The 18,689-nt window shown below is 45.9% G+C and carries 20 protein-coding genes; 12 read left to right on the forward strand and 8 right to left on the reverse strand.

Features of this window, described 5'->3' with window-relative positions:
• Window positions 1-90 precede the first annotated feature (90 nt).
• From hisH to RT717_RS04580, 6 genes are all read left to right on the forward strand, one after another.
• A complete protein-coding gene (gene hisH / locus RT717_RS04555) occupies window positions 91-672 on the forward strand; it encodes an imidazole glycerol phosphate synthase subunit HisH (protein WP_317490547.1) in 582 nt (193 codons plus the stop codon).
• Window positions 673-674: 2 nt separating this feature from the next.
• Window positions 675-1,391, forward strand: a complete 717-nt coding sequence (gene hisA / locus RT717_RS04560; RefSeq protein ID WP_317490548.1) for a 1-(5-phosphoribosyl)-5-[(5-phosphoribosylamino)methylideneamino]imidazole-4-carboxamide isomerase — start codon at window positions 675-677, stop codon at window positions 1,389-1,391.
• 214 nt (window positions 1,392-1,605) lie between these two features.
• Complete coding sequence (hisF, locus tag RT717_RS04565) at window positions 1,606-2,361, forward strand: imidazole glycerol phosphate synthase subunit HisF (RefSeq protein WP_317490549.1); 756 nt, start codon at window positions 1,606-1,608, stop codon at window positions 2,359-2,361.
• 12 nt (window positions 2,362-2,373) lie between these two features.
• Complete coding sequence (gene hisIE / locus RT717_RS04570; protein ID WP_317490550.1) at window positions 2,374-2,973, forward strand: bifunctional phosphoribosyl-AMP cyclohydrolase/phosphoribosyl-ATP diphosphatase HisIE; 600 nt, start codon at window positions 2,374-2,376, stop codon at window positions 2,971-2,973.
• A gap of 57 nt (window positions 2,974-3,030) precedes the next feature.
• Complete coding sequence (gene ctlX / locus RT717_RS04575) at window positions 3,031-3,963, forward strand: citrulline utilization hydrolase CtlX (protein ID WP_317490551.1); 933 nt, start codon at window positions 3,031-3,033, stop codon at window positions 3,961-3,963.
• A 31-nt stretch (window positions 3,964-3,994) separates the two neighbouring features.
• Window positions 3,995-5,473: a dihydrolipoyl dehydrogenase family protein gene (locus RT717_RS04580; protein WP_317490552.1), complete on the forward strand. Its 1,479-nt coding sequence runs from the start codon at window positions 3,995-3,997 to the stop codon at window positions 5,471-5,473.
• 28 nt (window positions 5,474-5,501) lie between these two features.
• Here the strand turns inward: RT717_RS04580 and RT717_RS04585 are convergent, their stop codons facing one another.
• From RT717_RS04585 to RT717_RS04605, 5 genes are all read right to left on the reverse strand, one after another.
• Window positions 5,502-6,083 carry a hypothetical protein gene (locus tag RT717_RS04585; RefSeq protein WP_317490553.1) on the reverse strand — a complete coding sequence of 194 codons (582 nt, stop codon included), beginning with the start codon at window positions 6,081-6,083 and terminating at the stop codon, window positions 5,502-5,504.
• Window positions 6,084-6,239: 156 nt separating this feature from the next.
• Window positions 6,240-6,620: a DUF1987 domain-containing protein gene (locus tag RT717_RS04590; RefSeq protein WP_317490554.1), complete on the reverse strand. Its 381-nt coding sequence runs from the start codon at window positions 6,618-6,620 to the stop codon at window positions 6,240-6,242.
• Between the two features lie 586 nt (window positions 6,621-7,206).
• Window positions 7,207-7,770, reverse strand: a complete 564-nt coding sequence (locus tag RT717_RS04595) for a hypothetical protein (RefSeq protein WP_317490555.1) — start codon at window positions 7,768-7,770, stop codon at window positions 7,207-7,209.
• Window positions 7,771-7,812: 42 nt separating this feature from the next.
• Window positions 7,813-8,193, reverse strand: coding sequence for a DUF1987 domain-containing protein (locus RT717_RS04600; RefSeq protein WP_317490556.1), 381 nt, complete (start codon window positions 8,191-8,193; stop codon window positions 7,813-7,815).
• Window positions 8,194-8,612: 419 nt separating this feature from the next.
• Entirely contained in the window at window positions 8,613-8,933 is a 321-nt protein-coding gene (locus RT717_RS04605; RefSeq protein ID WP_193217858.1) for a Dabb family protein, read from the reverse strand.
• Window positions 8,934-9,418: 485 nt separating this feature from the next.
• Between RT717_RS04605 and hisG the strand changes: the two genes are divergently transcribed.
• Genes hisG through hisB form a run of 4 tightly spaced genes read left to right on the forward strand, consistent with a single transcriptional unit; the run spans window position 9,419 to window position 13,748 of the window.
• Complete coding sequence (gene hisG, locus RT717_RS04610) at window positions 9,419-10,270, forward strand: ATP phosphoribosyltransferase (protein ID WP_317490557.1); 852 nt, start codon at window positions 9,419-9,421, stop codon at window positions 10,268-10,270.
• A gap of 14 nt (window positions 10,271-10,284) precedes the next feature.
• A complete protein-coding gene (gene hisD, locus RT717_RS04615) occupies window positions 10,285-11,586 on the forward strand; it encodes a histidinol dehydrogenase (RefSeq protein WP_317490558.1) in 1,302 nt (433 codons plus the stop codon).
• Window positions 11,576-12,646, forward strand: coding sequence for a histidinol-phosphate transaminase (gene hisC, locus RT717_RS04620; RefSeq protein ID WP_317490559.1), 1,071 nt, complete (start codon window positions 11,576-11,578; stop codon window positions 12,644-12,646). The genes hisD and hisC overlap by 11 nt, the downstream gene beginning before the upstream one ends.
• A 7-nt stretch (window positions 12,647-12,653) precedes the next feature.
• Window positions 12,654-13,748, forward strand: a complete 1,095-nt coding sequence (gene hisB, locus RT717_RS04625; RefSeq protein WP_317490560.1) for a bifunctional histidinol-phosphatase/imidazoleglycerol-phosphate dehydratase HisB — start codon at window positions 12,654-12,656, stop codon at window positions 13,746-13,748.
• A 165-nt stretch (window positions 13,749-13,913) separates the two neighbouring features.
• Here the strand turns inward: hisB and RT717_RS04630 are convergent, their stop codons facing one another.
• Window positions 13,914-14,654 carry a peroxiredoxin gene (locus RT717_RS04630; RefSeq protein WP_317490561.1) on the reverse strand — a complete coding sequence of 247 codons (741 nt, stop codon included), beginning with the start codon at window positions 14,652-14,654 and terminating at the stop codon, window positions 13,914-13,916.
• 189 nt (window positions 14,655-14,843) lie between these two features.
• Between RT717_RS04630 and RT717_RS04635 the strand changes: the two genes are divergently transcribed.
• A complete protein-coding gene (locus tag RT717_RS04635; RefSeq protein WP_317490562.1) occupies window positions 14,844-15,308 on the forward strand; it encodes a nucleoside deaminase in 465 nt (154 codons plus the stop codon).
• Here the strand turns inward: RT717_RS04635 and RT717_RS04640 are convergent.
• Entirely contained in the window at window positions 15,298-16,236 is a 939-nt protein-coding gene (locus RT717_RS04640) for an SGNH/GDSL hydrolase family protein (RefSeq protein WP_317490563.1), read from the reverse strand. The two genes, RT717_RS04635 and RT717_RS04640, sit on opposite strands and share 11 nt — an antisense overlap.
• Before the next feature lie 113 nt (window positions 16,237-16,349).
• Here RT717_RS04640 and RT717_RS04645 point away from each other — a divergent pair, with 113 nt between their 5' ends.
• Window positions 16,350-17,768: an amidohydrolase family protein gene (locus tag RT717_RS04645; protein ID WP_317490564.1), complete on the forward strand. Its 1,419-nt coding sequence runs from the start codon at window positions 16,350-16,352 to the stop codon at window positions 17,766-17,768.
• A 13-nt stretch (window positions 17,769-17,781) separates the two neighbouring features.
• Here RT717_RS04645 and RT717_RS04650 read toward each other — a convergent pair whose 3' ends face one another.
• Window positions 17,782-18,588, reverse strand: a complete 807-nt coding sequence (locus tag RT717_RS04650) for a 3-keto-disaccharide hydrolase (RefSeq protein ID WP_317490565.1) — start codon at window positions 18,586-18,588, stop codon at window positions 17,782-17,784.
• Window positions 18,589-18,689: the final 101 nt, after the last annotated feature.

Genomic DNA, 18,689 nt, shown 5'->3' on the forward strand with positions numbered 1-18,689 from the left:
CTTTAGGTAATTCACATAAATTTGCCGGGGTTTTCTATTGCCTTTTCAGAAAAGCAGGCAGAAAACAATTAGCACTATTGATGGAAGAGAATGAAAGTAGCGATCATAAAATACAATGCGGGTAACGTACAGTCGGTGACTTTTGCGCTCAATAGGTTGGGCATTGAACCAGTGCTGAGCAATGACCCTGAAGTGCTCAAAAGTGCTGACAAGGTCATCTTTCCCGGTGTGGGGGAGGCCAGCACGGCCATGGCTTCTGTGAAAGAAAACGGGTTGGATAAGATCATCCCCGGCCTCAAGCAGCCTTTTTTGGGTATCTGCCTGGGACTTCAGCTGATGTGCAGGCACTCCGAAGAGAATGATACACCTTGCCTGGGTGTGTTTGACCTGGAGGTAAAGAAGTTTCCGCCCAATGAAAAGGTGCCTCATATGGGATGGAATAAGATTCACTCGCTCAAAGGCCCGCTAATGAACGGGCTCACCAATGATGCGTATCTGTACTTTGTGCATAGCTACTATGCTGAAATGGGAGGCAGCACCATTGCCCAGTCGGACTATATGGTGCCTTTTAGTGCAGCGCTGCAAAAGGGGAATTTTTACGCCGTGCAGGCTCACCCCGAAAAGAGTGGTGTGGATGGAGCAAGAATACTAAAGAACTTTATTGAACTGTAGGAATGGATATTATACCAGCAATCGACATCATTGATGGAAAGTGTGTGCGCCTTACACAGGGCGACTATGATCAGAAGAAAATATACAATGAACGCCCGCTGGAAGTGGCTATGCAGTTTGAAGATGCGGGCCTGACCAGGCTTCACTTGGTGGACCTCGACGGAGCCAAAGCAGGGTCAGTGAAAAACTGGAAGGTGCTGGAGGCTCTGGCCAGCAAGACATCCATGGTCATTGACTTTGGCGGTGGAATTAAAAGTGCGGAGGATGTTGACATTGTTTTTGAATGCGGCGCAAAGCTGGCTACCGTTGGCAGTATGGCGGTGAAGAATGAGGAGATATTCTCCGACTGGCTGGAGCAGTACGGAGCTGACCGATTCTTTCTTGGGGCCGATGTGAAAGACGAAAAGATTGCCATAGGGGGCTGGTTAGAAACGACAGACATCTGGGTGTATGATTTCATGGAGAAGTATGTTCAAAAAGGAGTTACCAATATATTCTGTACCGATGTGAGCAAGGATGGTTTGCTGGAAGGGCCGTCAGTTGATTTGTATAAGACCGTGGTGGAGCAGTTTCCAGACATCTATTTTGTGGCAAGCGGAGGCGTAAGCTCTATGGAGGATCTCGAAAAGCTCAAAGAAATTGGCTGCAGGGGAGCAATTGTAGGGAAGGCTATTTATGAAGGAAGGGTCAATATTGCTGATTTAAGATTTTTGATTTGATCTGGAAAGCTGCAATAACCAAACCATGGCGAGCATTTTCTTATGATGAATCCTAATTGTGGTTGAATTACAGATATAAACTGTTTGGGCGCAGAAGGCCTGTGGACAACGTTTGGAATTTTCCTATCGGTAATTATTTGTTTTTTGTTGCTTGCGGTTTGAGTTTTCTCAGACGTTGCAAAATGACTTGAGTTTAAATTTTAACGAGTTTCCTGTGTTAACAAAACGTATCATCCCCTGCCTCGACATCAAAGACGGTCGCACCGTTAAAGGCGTCAACTTTGTAGACCTGCGAGATGCCGGTGACCCGGTAGAGCTTGGTGCCCGCTATGCGGCAGAAATGGCCGATGAACTGGTATTCCTGGATATTACGGCCACAGTAGAAAAGCGTAAAACTCTGGTGGAACTGGTTCGGCATGTGGCCAGGGAGATCAATATCCCTTTTACCGTAGGTGGTGGCATCAGCTCTATTGCTGATGTATCAGCCCTGCTCAATGCCGGAGCTGATAAGGTGTCGATCAATTCATCGGCAGTGAAGCGGCCAGAGCTGATTGACGAGCTGAGCCGTGAGTTTGGTAACCAGTGCATTGTGGTGGCCATCGACTCCCGGTTTGCCGACGGTGTGCATGTGGTAAATACACATGGCGGTCGCACTCCTACGGCGCTGGAAACTATCAAATGGGCCAGGGAAGCCGAGAATAGGGGCGCAGGCGAAATTTTGCTTACTTCTATGGATCATGATGGCACCAAAGCTGGCTTTGCCGATGAGCTTACAGCAAAGGTTTCGGAAACAGTGGGTGTGCCTGTAATAGCATCTGGTGGGGGTGGAACCCAGGAGCATTTCCTGGACGTATTTACCAAAGGAAAAGCCGATGCTGCATTGGCGGCCAGCATTTTCCATTTTCAGGAGGTACCTATTAAGGAATTAAAGGAGTACCTTCGTGACCAGAATATACCCATGCGATTATAAAGAGAGAGGATAATGGAAGGATTGGATTTTAGTAAAGGAGACGGGCTGATTCCTGCGATTATACAAGATGAAGCGACAAGCAAGGTGCTGATGCTCGGCTTCATGAATGAGGAGGCGCTCTCCAGAACCAGGGCAGAAGGGAAGGTCACATTTTTTAGCAGGACAAAGAACAGGCTGTGGACCAAGGGAGAAACTTCGGGTAACTTCTTTTTTGTAAAAGACATTATTGCAGATTGCGACAAAGATACCTTACTCGTCAAGGTGAACCCCCTTGGCCCCGCTTGCCATACTGGTGCCGATACCTGTTTTAATGAGGTGAATGCGGACGGGATATCCTTTCTTAATAACCTCACATCCATCATTCAAGACAGGCACAATAACCCTTCAGATAAGTCGTACACGTCATCTCTTTTTGAGAAAGGAATTAACAAAGTGGCTCAAAAAGTAGGTGAGGAAGCTGTTGAAGTAGTGATTGAGGCCAAGGATGACAACCAGGAGCTTTTTCTCAATGAATCGGCAGATTTACTTTTTCACCTGATGATCCTGCTCGAAGCGAAGGGAAACAAGCTGGATGACGTGGTTGACATTCTGAAACAAAGGCATAACAAATAGGTCTGCCCGCTGGAAAATTAGCTTTGTAAGTGCGAAATTGGGCAAATGCCCAAAGAAATGAAATTGCAAAGCAACGCTGCACCAGCAGTCCTCATGGTGAGGCCGGCCAACTTCGGCCCCAATCCCGAAACAGCCGGAAGCAATTCCTTCCAAAGCGCAGCCCAAACCGGAGAATTGGATAAGATTCGCTCGCAGGCAATTGCAGAGTTTGACGTTGCCGTAGATACACTCAGAAACGCCGGCGTCGAGGTAATTGTGGCTCACGATGAATTTTTGGAGGAGCGACGTGATGCGGTTTTCCCCAACAACTGGGTGTCCTTTCATGAGTCAGGCGATGTGTTTCTTTATCCCATGCAATCCAAAGCCAGGAGAACCGAGAGAAGACAAGAAGTGATTGACACTGTGAAACCTCGGTTTACAGTACATAAAATCACTGACCTCTCAGGAACCGAAGAAAAAGAGCTATATCTGGAGGGTACCGGGAGCTTGATCGTCGACTACCCCAACCAGATTATGTACGCCTCCAGGTCTATTCGGACAAACGAAGGCCTGGTGAGAGCGCATGCCGCCAGACTTGGTTTCAGCGCTGTGGTTTTTGACGCCGTCGACAGAAGCGGCATGCCTATCTATCACACCAATGTGATGATGTGTCTCGGCACATCCTATTGCGTGGTTTGTCTTGAGAGCATTCCTGAGGGTGAGGTAAAGAAAGCATTTCTTGCAAGTCTGGGTGCCACGAATCATGAAATCGTCGACATTTCTTTTGATCAAATGGAGCATTTTGCAGGCAATATGTTGGAGGTAGCTACCGGGACAAGTAAGCCTGCACTTGTTATGTCCATCACCGCATTTGCCGCTCTCACACAATCGCAAAAGATTATTCTGGAAAAATATGCTAACTTAATTGCCATAGACATACCGACCATTGAAAAATACGGAGGGGGAAGTGCCCGATGTATGATGGCGGGAATACATTTGCCAGCTGTGTAAACAACATTTTTTAAACCTTAATGACCTGGTAATGAACAAGTTTGATGTTTGCGTTATTGGTGCGGGGCCTTCCGGCTATGCCGCAGCCATGCGTGCCCTGGATTTTAAAAAGAAGGTAATTCTCATTGAAAGAAATCAGGTAGGTGGTGCAGGAGTGCACGATGGCGCCCTTTCAAGCAAAACATGGTGGGAACTTTCCAGAGACTATTTCACCCTTCGAAAGCATGGGAAAGCATTTAATTTCAAGGTACCCGAAATACCTTTCCAGAAGGTAAAAGCGGAAGTGTTGAAAGCCACCAGTGAAAGGAAAGATCTGCTGGAGTTTCATATGACTTCCATGAACAACAATGGCCAGGACCTGCTGACATTCAAAAGAGGAGAGGCAAAACTTTTGAGCAAGAACAATGTCGAGATTTTAGGAGACAATGGGGCAGAAGTCATTGAGGCTGATAATATTATTCTAGCTACCGGAAGCCGACCAAGGAAGCTCCCCAATTTACCCATTGATGAAAAAATTGTTGTCACCAGCGACGGCATCCATAACTGGACAGAGTGGCCCAAGAGTATGGTGATAGTGGGTGCGGGTGTTATTGGTTGCGAGTTTGCAACCATCTTTTCCAATTTTGGAAAAACGCAGGTTAACTTAATTGACAAGGGAGAAAGAATATTGCCGTTTGAGGACGGCGACGTGGTCGATGTGATTGAAAATAACCTTGAAGAAAAGCACGTGTTGGTGCATCGCAATTCCAAACTCATTGACATGAAGATCGTCAACGGCGAGGTGGAGTATGAGCTGGAATATGATAACGGTGAAAAGAAGAAGTTTCAGGTGGAGAAAGCCCTGGTTTCAGTGGGAAGGATACCTAACTATGAAAATCTTGGTTTGCAGGAGATTGGTGTTGAAATTGATGCCCGGGGAATCATTGACGACCTCACGCAAACGTCAGTATCTAATATTTACGCCGTGGGCGATATCACTGCTGATATTGCGCTTGTGAATGTAGGCGAGCTGGAAGGCAGGTATGCGATAGAGCGGATATATGGCAAGCCCTTGCATAAGCTTATTTACGAAAATATTTCAACGATCATGTTTTTGGCACCCGAAGTTGCAGGGGTTGGGTTCAATGAGATTCAGGCCAAGCAAAAAGGGATCAACTACAAAGTCACCAGCTTACGTTATAGCAACATTTCGAGAGCTACTGCCATGCGAAACACCCAGGGCTTCATCAAACTGCTGGTGACAAATGACGACAAAATGAAAATTCTGGGCATGCGTGTTGTAGGAGAGCATGCCTCAAGTGCTATCCAGGCGGTGGCGCTGCTCATCTCCATGGACAAAGGCGTAGAAGAGTTGGCTGAGCTCATCCACCCTCACCCTTCCATTATTGAAGGCATACAGGAATGTGCCAGAATGCTACTGGGCAAATCGATGCTCAAACCAACGGTTTTGCTGGAATCAATGGCCTGCAAAACCTGCGTGGGAGGAGTTTACGAAAACATCATCTATTAAGCATTCGTCTGCAATATAAAGTCTCCCGCTATTTTGTAAACAATAGCTTTCCAATAGATGGTGATATCTTAATGTTGGGTAGCTTGAATTTGTTTTCAAGTTCCGGAACATCTCCGTTGTTTCCTTTCACAATCTTTATTTGCTCTTTCTTCATAAAAAACGTCTCCAGTCCCCCCTCTAAAAACTTAAGCCCAAATGCTATACAGCCCTTAATTACAAGATCTAAGTACTGGATATGCACGATCACAGCGATCGCTTCACCCAGGAATACTTCTTCAGAAAGGAACATGACTACGGCCACCGTAAATATGATGGTAGAAGCTTTTTTCCCAACCTGGGCCTTCACTAGCTGACCAATAGTGCTTTCAAGAAGCATGTTTTTCTCAACTATTTCCTCATTCTGTTCAATTATACGTTCGTTAGCCTTGTTCAGCTTCGACTGAAGCTTGTCGCTAACTTTTGTAATAACCTTGCTCTGAATAAGCAGATCCTGATAGCTATCAATAAATTGGGCAAGATCCTTTCTTGAAATATTGTCCTGTTGCGCTTTGGTTTTAAACGCATGAAGTGCTTTGTCCTCTTCGTCATATAGTCCCCACAAGTCATTCATACCTTTTAAAATTAGTTAGGAGTTAGGTATTAGGTATACGGTGTCGCCAACAAATGGTGTACCTGTGTTTGGAAGTTTTGAACAACAACTACCTGCCTTAGTTAGCTATAACGGTTAGTGCTTCCCGTGGTCAAACACACCACAGCAACTGAACCGTTAAGCAGCGATAGTAATAAAGTTGAAATTCATGCGAAGTATGTCAGAAAAATCCTCACCTACTTCTCTCATTTCCTCATCCTCTTCCAGATAATACCAATTGATGGTTACACACCGGCCTGCTTCCTGCATTTTGTGGAGCTTTTTTAGCATGTTAAAAATGCACTTGGAAGAACTAGTGTTAAAGTAATGAAATGACAGATTAGCGGTGAGTCCCCCGCTTTCGTGGGTAACGTACTCGTCCAGTTCCACAATAAATTTTTGATAGAAGCTATTTGAGTTGGCGGGATTTGAATTCCCTTTTAATTCTATCAGCCCCGTTGAAGGGTCGAAATAGACGAACGGCGTATAGTCCGTAGCTTGAATGTAAATTTTTTCCATAATCTCTCAGGTTTTTCAACTGTTATAATTTCAAGTAAAGTAAGTGATAATGCGGGAGGTTCTACAGTCAATCCCTCACTGTCACTAAATCTTTACTTAAGTTATTCTTTTTAAAAGCTCGATTGCTTTCGATTTCAGGCCAATACTTTCTCATGTAAGATATCCATTATATCAGGAATAAAATCATGTTTAAATGGAAGTGTTCAATTAAATAAAGTTATTTAAATAATTGTAAATCAAATAGATATGTTTTTATGTCGGAAGTTTATTTTTTTGAAAGCACCAGAGACTGATGTAATATTTGTGGGGTGAAAGTTGAAATACGCATCAGATAGTTGAAAAAACGGACGGTTATAGGGGTAAAGAGAGTTAATGTTATTTTTTTGATAAAATATTATCAAATAGAATCAAAATAGAAGGGAAAGCCGGGTGTGTGGAGCAACTCAATCTGCAAATTTTCTTTTAATTTGTTGATTATTAGCACCTTATGTTTGAGTCGCTGTTGCTTTGATGTAATTTTTTTGTTGTGTTATTCAGCGAAGCTTTGTTTGGGGTTGTTGATCGGTCGGGACACCTTTTTGGGAGGCTAGCGACCACCAAGCTCTGCTGTGATTGGACTTGAAGGCGACGTGTTGTCTACCTCCGCTACGTCCCACGAACCTTGCTCTACAATTTTTGAATGCTCTTTTCTTAAAAAGAATTTCTCGATAGTTGATTCGAAGGCTTTTAGAGAAAGGGCAATGCAAAGTTTCACGATCAATCCGATGTAGGGGATGTTAACATAGTTATTGATTGCTTCCTCAAGAAGTACCTCTTCCGCTACAAAAAGCACAACAGCGGCTGTTAGTATAATGGTGGAGGCTTTTTTACTGACTTTGGCTTTCACCAACTGCTCGATGGTATTATGGAGTAGTTTGTTATTGTCACTGATGGTTTCGTTCTGCTCAGCGATTTGTGCATTTGCTTTATTCAGTTTGGACTGAAGCCTGTCACTTACACGGGTGATTACTTTACTTTGGGTAATAAGATCTTCGTAATTATCAATAAACCTGGCAAGAGTCCGCTTCGACACAGCATTGCCTTTCACCTTCCCTTTAAATTCTTTTAAGGAATTTTCTTCGGCATGAAACAGGTTTTTTGCTTCGGACATGAGGTGTAGAGTTGGCTTGGTCAGCGCAGCATTAGGCGTTTACTATGCTGCAAGTTCAATAAAGTTAAAGTTTAGGTTCATTAATTCCGAAAAGTCTTTGCCCACCTCATACATGTCTTCGTCACTTTGGCTGTAATACCAATTAATGGTTACCTGACGACCTTTTTTCCTCATGGCGTTGAGCTGTTTGAACATATCATAGAGGCATTTTGAGGAACTTGTGTTGAAATATCTGAACGCCATGTTCGCTACCAACCCTCTTGTGTCGTTCACAGCGTAGTCTTCGAGCGTATGAATCACTTTTGTGTAGAAGGTAAGCGAATTGTGAGGGTTGGAATTGCCCTTTAGTTCTATTATTCCGTTGGAAGGGTCGAAGTAGACTTGTGGGGTGAATTCTGTTGCCTGAATGTAAATTTTTTCCATACTCGTGATATTAAGAGGTATAAATTGTTGCCTTGTCAGTTGCTTATCTTTAACTACATTACAAAGTAAATGCATATGCCGGGAGCAAAAGTGGCAAGTGCGGACGAATACTATCTGATGTAAGATTATGAGAAGTCTTAAGCCTTTAGAGCTAAAATTTAAAGCCGATTGCGAAGAGATTTAACTCTTAAGTAGCTGAAAACAAGTGGAATACCTATTGTCGAGGCAGGTGTTGAAGGGTGCAAAAAAAGTTGACCTGTGATGTAGGAATTTGAAATGGTGAGAGCCCTTCTTGCACATTTTTCAATAAAAGGGGAGGTGCGACGCTCATTATAGTACAAAACGGAGGAGGGAATTATAAAGACAATCAGCCGGGTTAACTCTCGAAAAACTGACTGATTGTCGTTTTTTTTGAACGATTATACTTTTACCGAATCATAGACCTGCACCTTGCTCCACATATGTTGGGCTTTTTCAACGAATGCCAGATGGACGGGGTGCTCCTGGTAGGCATCCTGATCTTTCTTGCTATCGAAAGCTAAAACGATGGAGAAGGTATAGGTATTGTCGATGACCGGTCTGTTGGTGTCGGCAGGCGTTCCGATAAACCTTTCCTTGATCACATCAATGCTGCCGGTGTATTCCTTCACGTGGGAAAGAAAAGTTTTCTTATTGGCTTCGCTGGGATCTTTGAGCCAGAAATAGACAACGTGATAGAAGTTAACAGATGAATCTTTCATAGTTTTTGTTTTTGCAAATGAATATGTACCTAAGCCGAGCAGGCCAAGCAGACCTGTTCCCTTTTTTAAAAATGAGCGACGTTGCGAATCCATTTTGGTTGTGAGTAAAGTGAGGGACTAAAGATAGAAGGTTGAGATTATTTTTTCCTCGTTTTGCGACGAATCCTTTTCTGAAATGCCCGGATGAAGCCTCCTTGAAGTGCTGCCTACACCTTAATTATATAGTATCAATATTTAGCCATTCTTTGATGTAAAAGGAAGGGTCGAAAAAAACTTGAACAATTTTGTCTTTTTGGGTTTTAATTGATGTTAGTGGCACCTAAATTTGGCGTTGTAAAATGAAGTACCTGAGACACTCCCATATATTCGAACATCTGCACGTGAACCACGATCATGTGTCTCATCATTCCCATTAAGGAAGAGCATTTTACTTCAACATTGGCCCGTATTCATTTTACTTACTCATTTCTCTAATTAAGCTTTTCATGCTACGTATTGCAGTTCAAAAATCAGGTCGCTTAAGCGAAGATTCATTCCGTTTGATCAAGGAGTGTGGTATACATTTTAATAATGGTGTCGGTAAGCTTAAGGCCTCTTCCCATAATTTCCCGATGGAATTTCTGCTGCTCAGAGACGATGATATTCCTGGCTACGTAGCCGACGGCGTAGCCGATGTTGGCATCGTGGGACTGAATGTGGTAGAAGAAAAGGAAAAAGACCTGGATATAGTAGTGAAGCTGGGTTTTTCCAAGTGCAGGCTTTCTTTGGCCATTCCCAGAAATGAGGAGTATGAAGGCCTAAAAATGCTGGAAGGCAAAAGCATTGCCACCTCCTACCCAAAGATTTTGGGGAGCTATTTGAAGAAGAACGGTATCAGTTCAGACATTCACGAAATTAGCGGCTCGGTGGAGATTGCTCCGAGCATTGGGCTGGCCGATGCTGTGTGCGACATTGTTAGTTCGGGTAGCACGCTTTTAAGTAACGGATTGAAAGAAGTGGAGACCATCTTTACATCCGAGGCAGTACTTGTTGCCCATAAAGGGCTCGGTGCCGAAAAGAAAAAGCTCCTTGAGCAACTCCTTTTCAGGATTCGGTCAGTGCAGAATGGATCTAATAATAAGTACATTCTGCTCAACGCTCCCAATCACAAAATTGAGGAAATCGCCAGCCTTCTGCCTGGTATGAGAAGCCCGACGGTGCTGCCTCTGGCTACCGAGGGTTGGAGTTCCATTCATTCTGTGATCAACGAAGACAGGTTTTGGGAGATAATAGAGAAACTGAAAGAGGCAGGTGCTGAAGGCATCCTTGTGGTGCCTATAGAAAAAATGATATTGTAGACAAATCGAGGATCATGCAACTTATATACGAACCACCCCGGAAGCAATGGCTTGAGCTAACCAGCAGGCCTGCGCAAGATCCAGCCAGGCTGGAGAAGGTGGTGAAGCCCATACTGGAAAAGGTGAAGCGCAACGGCGACATGGCCTTGCGAAAGTTTGCGCTTGAGTATGATCATGTTGAATTGGACGACCTCTTTGTGACAGAGGAAGAGTTATTGGCCTCGGCCGATCAGGTAGGGGAGGAGCTGAAGGCTGCTATTCATGTTGCAAAAGAAAATATTGAGAAATTCCATCTGGCGCAAAAGGAATCTCCGATAACGGTGGAGACCATGTCGGGTGTGGTCTGTCAACGCAAAAGTATACCCGTAAACAGGGTTGGTCTTTATGTGCCAGGAGGCACGGCGCCACTCTTTTCTACAGCCCTGATGCTTGGTATTCCGGCGAAAATTGCTGGCTGCAAGGAAGTCATTATTGCTTCCCCCACCGACAGCATGGGCCAGGTGAATGCCACAGTATTATATGTGGCTCACTTACTAGGCATAAAGAAGATATTGAAAATTGGCGGAGCCCAGGCCATTGCCGCTATGGCCTACGGCACTGAGTCGGTGCCGAAGGTTGACAAGATATTTGGTCCGGGCAATCAGTATGTGACAGCGGCCAAGCAAATGGTAAGCCGTGACACGGTGGCTATCGACATGCCAGCTGGCCCCTCGGAGGTGTTGGTGTTCGCCGACAAACATGCTGAGCCGTCATTTGTGGCGGCCGATTTGCTGTCGCAGGCTGAGCATGGTGCCGACAGCCAGGTGATACTGGTAACATCCAGCAAGCGCATGGTGGATAGCGTGGCACAGGAAGTAGAGCGACAACTCGCTACTCTGCCCAGGAAAGCTATGGCTGCGAAAGCATTGGAGAATAGCAGAACCATCTACTTTGAAGACAAGATAACAGCCATGGACTATATTAATATGTATGGCCCTGAGCACCTTATTCTTGCGTTGAAAGATGCGGACAAATATGCCGAAATGGTGGAGAATGCAGGGTCGGTATTCATAGGCAACTATACGCCTGAGTCGGCAGGAGACTATGCGTCGGGCACGAATCACACATTGCCTACCAATGGCTGGGCCAGGGCCATGGCGGGTGTGTCCGTCGACAGCTTTGTAAAAAAGGTCACCTTTCAGAAAATTACGCCGGCGGGACTGCAGCTGCTTGGGCCCAGCATTGAAGCGATGGCTGCTGCAGAAAAGCTCGATGCGCACAAAATGGCTGTGACACTTCGATTACAGAAAATTAAAGAAGGTACCAATGAGCTTTGATCCGAACTCGCTACTTCGTAAGCACCTGGTTAACCTGAAGTCATATTCTTCCGCCAGAGACGAATACACAGGTAAGGAGGGTGTTTTTTTGGATGCCAATGAAAATCCTTATGGTTCTGCGGGGGTAAAAGAAGCTTACAACCGCTATCCCGACCCCTACCAGCAGGAGGTGAAGCAGGCGATTGCCAAAATCAAGAACATTGACACTGAGTCTATTTTTCTGGGAAATGGCAGCGATGAGCCTATTGATTTGCTTATCAGAGCTTTTTGTGAGCCAGGCAAAGACAAAGTGATCACAGTTCCCCCCACTTACGGCATGTATGAAGTGAGTGCCGGAGTTAATGATGTGGGCGTTGTGAAAGTACCTTTGAATGAGAATTTCCAGCTCGATGTAAAGGGAGTTATAAGCGCTGCTGGTTCGGACACAAAAATCCTGTTTCTCTGTAGCCCTAACAACCCCACAGGCAATCTGATCCGAAAGGAAGATCTTTTCACACTGCTCCATCAGTTTCCTAACCTTGTTGTGATTGATGAGGCATATATTGATTTCGCTCCTGACGCTGGCTTTTTGCCGCATCTGCACCGGTTTCCTAATCTGATAGTGCTGCAAACACTGAGCAAGGCCTGGGGGCTCGCTGGTGTTCGACTGGGAATGGCTTTTGCCAGCCCTGAAATAGTCACTATCCTGAACAGGATCAAGCCACCTTATAATATAGCTGCACCAACACAAGGCATAGTAAGAGAGGCTTTGGGCAATGTGCTGGCCAAGGAAAAAATGGTAGCCGATATTCTGGAACAAAAGAATTGGCTGGAAGATCAGCTCGAAGCCTTACCTATTGTGCAGCATATCTATCCCAGCGATGCTAATTTTATGCTCGTCAGGGTGCCGAAGCCAAAGGAAATCTACCAGTTTCTGATCGATCAGAAAGTAATTGTGAGAGACCGAAGCAATGTGATGCACTGCCATGGCTGTCTTCGCATAACCGTGGGAACGAGAGCAGAAAACGAAGCTTTACTAAAAGCCATGGCTTTGGTGAAAGAGGACTCATTTGCTAATTAATAAAAAAATGAAAAAGGTATTGTTCATAGACAGAGACGGCACGATCATCGTGGAGCCACCTGAAGACTTTCAGGTAGACTCGCTGGAGAAACTGAAGTTTATTCCCGGGGCTATTTCGAACCTGAGGAAAATAGCGGAGGAACTCGACTACGAGCTTGTGATGGTGACCAATCAAGACGGATTAGGCACGGCCAGCTTTCCCGAAGATACCTTTTGGCCAGCGCAGAACAAGATGTTGGAAACGCTGGAAGGAGAAGGGGTCAACTTCGCTGCCATCCACATCGATAAAACCTTCGAAAAGGACAATGCCCCAACCCGAAAGCCCCGCACAGGACTTCTTACACAATACCTGACCGAAGATTACGACCTGCCCAACTCCTACGTGATAGGAGACCGTAAAACGGATGTGGAACTAGCAAAGAACCTCGGTTCAAAAGCTATTTTTATAGGAGAGTCAAGCCCGGAGGCGGCTTTAAGTACTACGAATTGGGATGAGATTTATCGTTTCCTCAAACTTCCTCCCAGGATGGTTGAAGTGAAGCGAACCACTAAGGAAACGGACATCTTTATTAAGCTTAATCTTGACGGTACGGGCCAAACGAAGATGAACACAGGCCTGGGGTTCTATGATCACATGCTCGATCAGCTGGGCCGTCACTCTGGTTGTGATTTAGAAGTAACTGTGAAAGGCGACTTACATATTGATGAGCACCACACCATCGAAGACACAGCGCTGGCTTTAGGGGAAGCTTTCCGCAAGGCTATTGGCGACAAAAAAGGCATTAGCCGCTACGGCTTTATGCTGCCTATGGACGACTGCCTGGCGCAGGCGGCTATCGACTTTGGTGGAAGGCCCTGGCTGGTGTGGGAGGCAGAATACAAGCGTGAAATGGTAGGCGATATGCCAACGGAAATGTTTTATCACTTCTTTAAGTCGTTTTCTGATACCTCGCTGAGCAATATCAACATCAAGGCGGAAGGCGCTAATGAGCACCACAAGATAGAGGCAACCTTTAAGGCGTTAGCGAGAGCCATCAAGATTGCTATAGGCAGAGACGCCAATGCGCTGAATCAGTTGCCTAGCACGAAGGGAGTACTTTAGAAAGCGCTGGTGATCGGTAGTGAATTTGGGGCTCTTCCATGCCTCACTTACCGTCTCTATTTTGAGTATGGCTGTGGCCTTGTTGATCTGGCCGAAAAAGAAAGGCTGCACCGCCCGGTACTTTGTCCGGGAAATGCAGCCACCGTACTAACTTGTTGTCCCTACTTACGCTAATACAGGCTCTTTTTCTTTTTTCAGCACCTTGTCGAGTACCATGTCTTTGTCGAGCTTTTTGGTACAGAAAAACCAGTCTTTGCAATCAAGCCCTTCTACGTTGCCATCCATTCTCTCTTTAGCAACTCCGCAAGAGCCTGCCGGCGAAATGATCACGTCGTCGCCTGGCTTCCAGTCGGCTGGTGTGGCCACAGCAAACTCATCGGCTGTTTGCAGTGCAACGATCACACGGTAAAGCTCGTCGAAGTTGCGACCAAGGCTGAGTGGATAGTAGATGATAGCCCTTATGGTGCCCTTGGGGTCAATAAAGAACACTGCACGAACGGCTTGTGTACTGCTTTCGCCAGGCATAATCATTCCGTATTTTTTGGCCACATTCATGGTGATGTCTTCAATGAGTGGGAATTTGACATCCACATTTTTCATCCCCTTGAATTCTATTTTGTCTTTGATAGTGCGCAACCAGGCAATATGGCTGTACAACCCATCAATCGATAAGCCAATCAATTGTGTGTTTGCTTTGGCAAACTTTTCTTCCAGCGTGGCAAAGGTCATAAACTCTGATGTGCAAACCGGAGTAAAGTCGGCAGGGTGGCTAAAAAGAATCACCCACTTGCCTTGATAGTCGGCGGGGAAGTTGATGTCGCCCTGGGTAGTTTTTGCTTTGAACTCTGGTGCTTTATCCCCAATGCGTGGCATTGGTATCACTTCTTCATTCAATATATTTTCCATATCTAATGTTGTTTTATTGATAGTTGAAACTAGCCATTCATCAAGTCAGGCACAGTGATTTAAGTCACACTGGCACTTTGATATTCGACACTTTGCGAACCTCCGCTGGAGTATTGTTCCGGCAGTGTTGACAAGAGCAACAAATTGGCGTGCTGCACGTATTTTGGGAGGTCAAGACTCTTTTGAACTATGAGCAACGAGAAACATATGCGGCTGGCTATTGCGGTGGCACGACGGTCGGAAAGCAAAGGCAATCTCCCGTTTGGTTGCGTGCTGGTGGACGGCGAAGGAAAGGTGCTGATGAAGGGTGAAAACACGATTATGACAAGCGGAGACGCCCTGGGGCACGCCGAGGTGAACCTGATCAGGAAGGCATCCAAAAAATTCAGTTATGAGTTTCTCAACACGTGCACTATTTACACTACCGATGAGCCCTGCCCTATGTGCACGTCAGCTATTTTTTGGAGTGGCATAAAGAAGTTGGTATTTGGAATGAGCAAAGCTTCCTTCTACGACTTGATGGGTAGAAGCAATCCAAACTATGTGTTTGAAATGCCCTGTAGAGAACTATTTGACAAAGGTGGTCGAAAAGTGGAGGTGGTAGGGCCGTTTTTGGACGAAGAAGTGGCTTTATTGCATTCTGCTAGAACCTGAGCCCCTCCATGAGCTTACCCAGCGCCTTCTCAAACTCCGCTGATTGAGCCAGAGCCTCCTTAAGTGGTAGCCCTTCTTTCATTCCAGGCCGGGTGTGCCCTGTGGCCGTTAGCCAGGCATCTTTCATTATTGCCTGCCGCTCTTCGATCAGTTGCAGAATTTTTTCACCATTGCTGGCAGTGGAAACGGCTTCCCCGGCGCTGTCAGCCCTGGCCAGCTCATTCAGTCCCAGGTAAGCAAGGATCGCTTTTGCCATGATCCAGTGGCCAGTTTTGTCCGGGTGCACTCCGTCCGAGGCGTATTTGAAATCAGGATCGATCAGGCGCCTGTCCTCCAGATGCTTTTTCATCGGTCCATGTACGTCAGCCACATTCCAGTCTTTTGTATATCTATTACTAATCAGCCAGTCGGAGTAAATATCGAGCACATTGGCGTAGGCTACGCCCTTTCGTTCGTCAAACACCGGAGGGGTGAGGTGGACGATGGCAGCGCCCGACTTCGATACTTCTCTATGCAGCCAGTTGATCCCTTCTTTATAGGCCTGGAAGCGAGTGTCATCAAAGGGTAGATAGATACCATCGTTCATGCCATAGGAGGCAAATACCAGATCGGGCTGGGTTTGCGCAAGAACACGATCCAGCCTCTCCCGGAGGTCTGGTCGGGGAAATTTGCCGTCTGCATGGTTGGTCTCAGATAGCCCTGATACTGTTTCGCTTGGCAGGCCCACATTGATCACTTCAAATTTCCTGTGTGGGTAAGCCAGCCTGAGGCATGCTTCGATGTAGGATACATACTGCCCTGCATAAGTAATGCTGTTGCCCAGAAAAACAATGCGTTGCACTGAATCAGGAATGATGTAACTGCCCTGGCTTTGGGCACTCAAATGAAGAGAGAAAGCAAAGAGAAGACAGGTGATCATTCGGGTCATAATGACGAAGATAGGGAATATCGAAATACGATTTACTCGCTTTTTTTGTAGTTTCGGACTTGCCGTACTTTCCCCAGGTGAGTATGGTAAGCGGATCAACCTAATTTCCGACCATGAGAAGACTATTTTCCACAGTTCTTGCTATTTGTGCCTTTTTCAGCGCATTGGCGCAGGAACAGTTAACTGACCAAACAAAAGCCTTTGTAACCCACGAAAGAGGCAACTACCTCCTTCAAAACCTCACTCTGGTAGATGGTACCGGTGGTGCGGCAAAGGCCAATCAGGATATCCTTATCGTGGGTGATAAAATTGAAAAAGTGGGACCTGACCTACCTGTGCCGAAGGGGGCGACGGCCATCAATATGGAGGGCAAAAGTGCCATGCCTGGTATGGTCATGCTGCATGAGCACCTGTTTTATCCAAAAACGACACCAGATGCCAATTATGGCGTGGACCAAATGAGTTACTCTTTCCCAAGACTTTATCTTGCCGGTGGTGTTACCAGCATAAGAACGGCCGGAAGCATCATGCCCCAGGCCGACCTGAATATCAAGAAAGCCATTGGCCGGGGAGAAGTGCCAGGTCCGAAAATGGATGTGACCAGTCCGCACATTGACAGAGAGGGGGTGGGTATATTTGAGCTCGGCGCCATCGACTCTCCTGAAGGTGCAGCCAGGGCGGTTAACCACTATGCCGATATGGGTATTACATCCATTAAAGTGTACAACTTCATTACAAGAGAAGACCTGAAAGCGATTGTGGCAGCGGCTCATGCCAGAAACATGAAAGTCACGGGCCATATCTGTTCTATTACTTACAGGGAAGCCGCTGATATTGGAATTGATAATCTTGAGCACGGCTTTTTTTCATGCAGTGACTTTGTGAAAGGCAAGCAAGTTGATATTTGCGATCCTTTTGAAATGCGCAAGGCCCTGTTGACTATTCCGGTTGATTCAAAGGAAGTGACCGATCTGATAACGCATCTGGTGAGTAAGAAAGTAGCACTTACCTCAACCATCAATGTATTTGAACCCTACACCGGCAGGGAGGTGGTGCCGGGAGGAGGCATCGACGCTTTGTTTCCCAACGCAAAAGAGAAGGTTTACAAAAGGTGGGCCAGCAAGCAGGGGAAGGATTCACTCGATTACCTGGCCTTCAACAAAGCCAAGGTTTGGGAGAAAGCGTTTTACGATGCAGGTGGCTTACTGGTAGCAGGCACCGACCCTACTTACGACGGGAGAATTGTGGCAGGTTACGCCAACAGGAGGTTGCTGGAGCTATTTGTTGAAATGGGATTTTCTATTCCCGAAGCCATTAAAATATGTACGCTTCACGGCGCCACTTACCTGGAGCAGGCGTCGTCTATTGGTACATTAGAAGCAGGAAAGATTGCCGACCTGTTGATTATGGACAACGACATCAGCAAGGATATTTCTGCTATAAGGTCTTTGAATATTGTGTTCAAAAATGGCATTGGCTATGACTCCAAAAAGCTGTTCAAGGCGGCGGAGGGGTATGTAGGGATTAGGTGATCCCCCTCGCAAGTTAAAGCTGCTTGATAAACACATTTCTGTAAAAAATCTCGGCACCTTCTGCCTGCAATAGGATTTTTCCTTTGGTGAGCGGCTCCCAGCTATTTTTTTCAGCATCCCAATATTTCATATCAATGGCCTCATTGACCACTTTCCCATTAATGGTGAAAGTGGCATGGTCGCCATTTACCTCAACTTCTACCTTGTTCCAGCCCGACACTTCCCATGAAAAGGACCTGGAGAAGCGATGGTATTTGTTTTCAATTTCGCCCTTTGTCTTGAGTTCGCCGTTGGTGGCATAGTGCTCAGAGGCATCCACCCTGGCTGAGGCTCTTGCCCCAATGATCCATAAATCCCCAAGGTCTCCTTCTTGAATCTGACATTCTACGCCATAAGGCCAAAAGTCAGTTTCGTCAAAAATATGAAACAGGACACCAGCGTCTTTTACATTACCAGTCCTGGGCTCAAACTTTTTCTCGCCCCATTTGAAGTCAAACGTTAGAATATAGCTGCTGTATTCTTCTTTGGTTACTAACCCGGCAAATGACTGACGTGAACCAGCCTTTTGGCTGGGGTAGGCGTGGATGGTTCCATTTTCAGCACGGAATTTCTCCAGACTGTCGGGGCCATTTCCGTCACTCACTGTATACCAGCCTTCTAAATCAACACCATTGAACAGCGCCTTAAACCCTTCCGGAGCTATGGTTTCTGAATTGGGTATGCTTTCTTTGGCTGTCTCGTCTGCTACAGGCGGGTTGCACATGGTAGCAACAAATAAAAGGCATAGTAAAAGTAGCGATAGTGATTGACCGTGTTTCATACGGGAAGATAGGACTTTTATGGTTACCTCGTAATCTCAACAGTGCATGGACTTGACTCCCTGGCTTCGAGCAGGCTGGTGCACCGTGATCCGTTGACACA

The organism is Imperialibacter roseus, from assembly GCF_032999765.1.
GTDB classification, from domain to species: domain Bacteria; phylum Bacteroidota; class Bacteroidia; order Cytophagales; family Cyclobacteriaceae; genus Imperialibacter; species Imperialibacter roseus.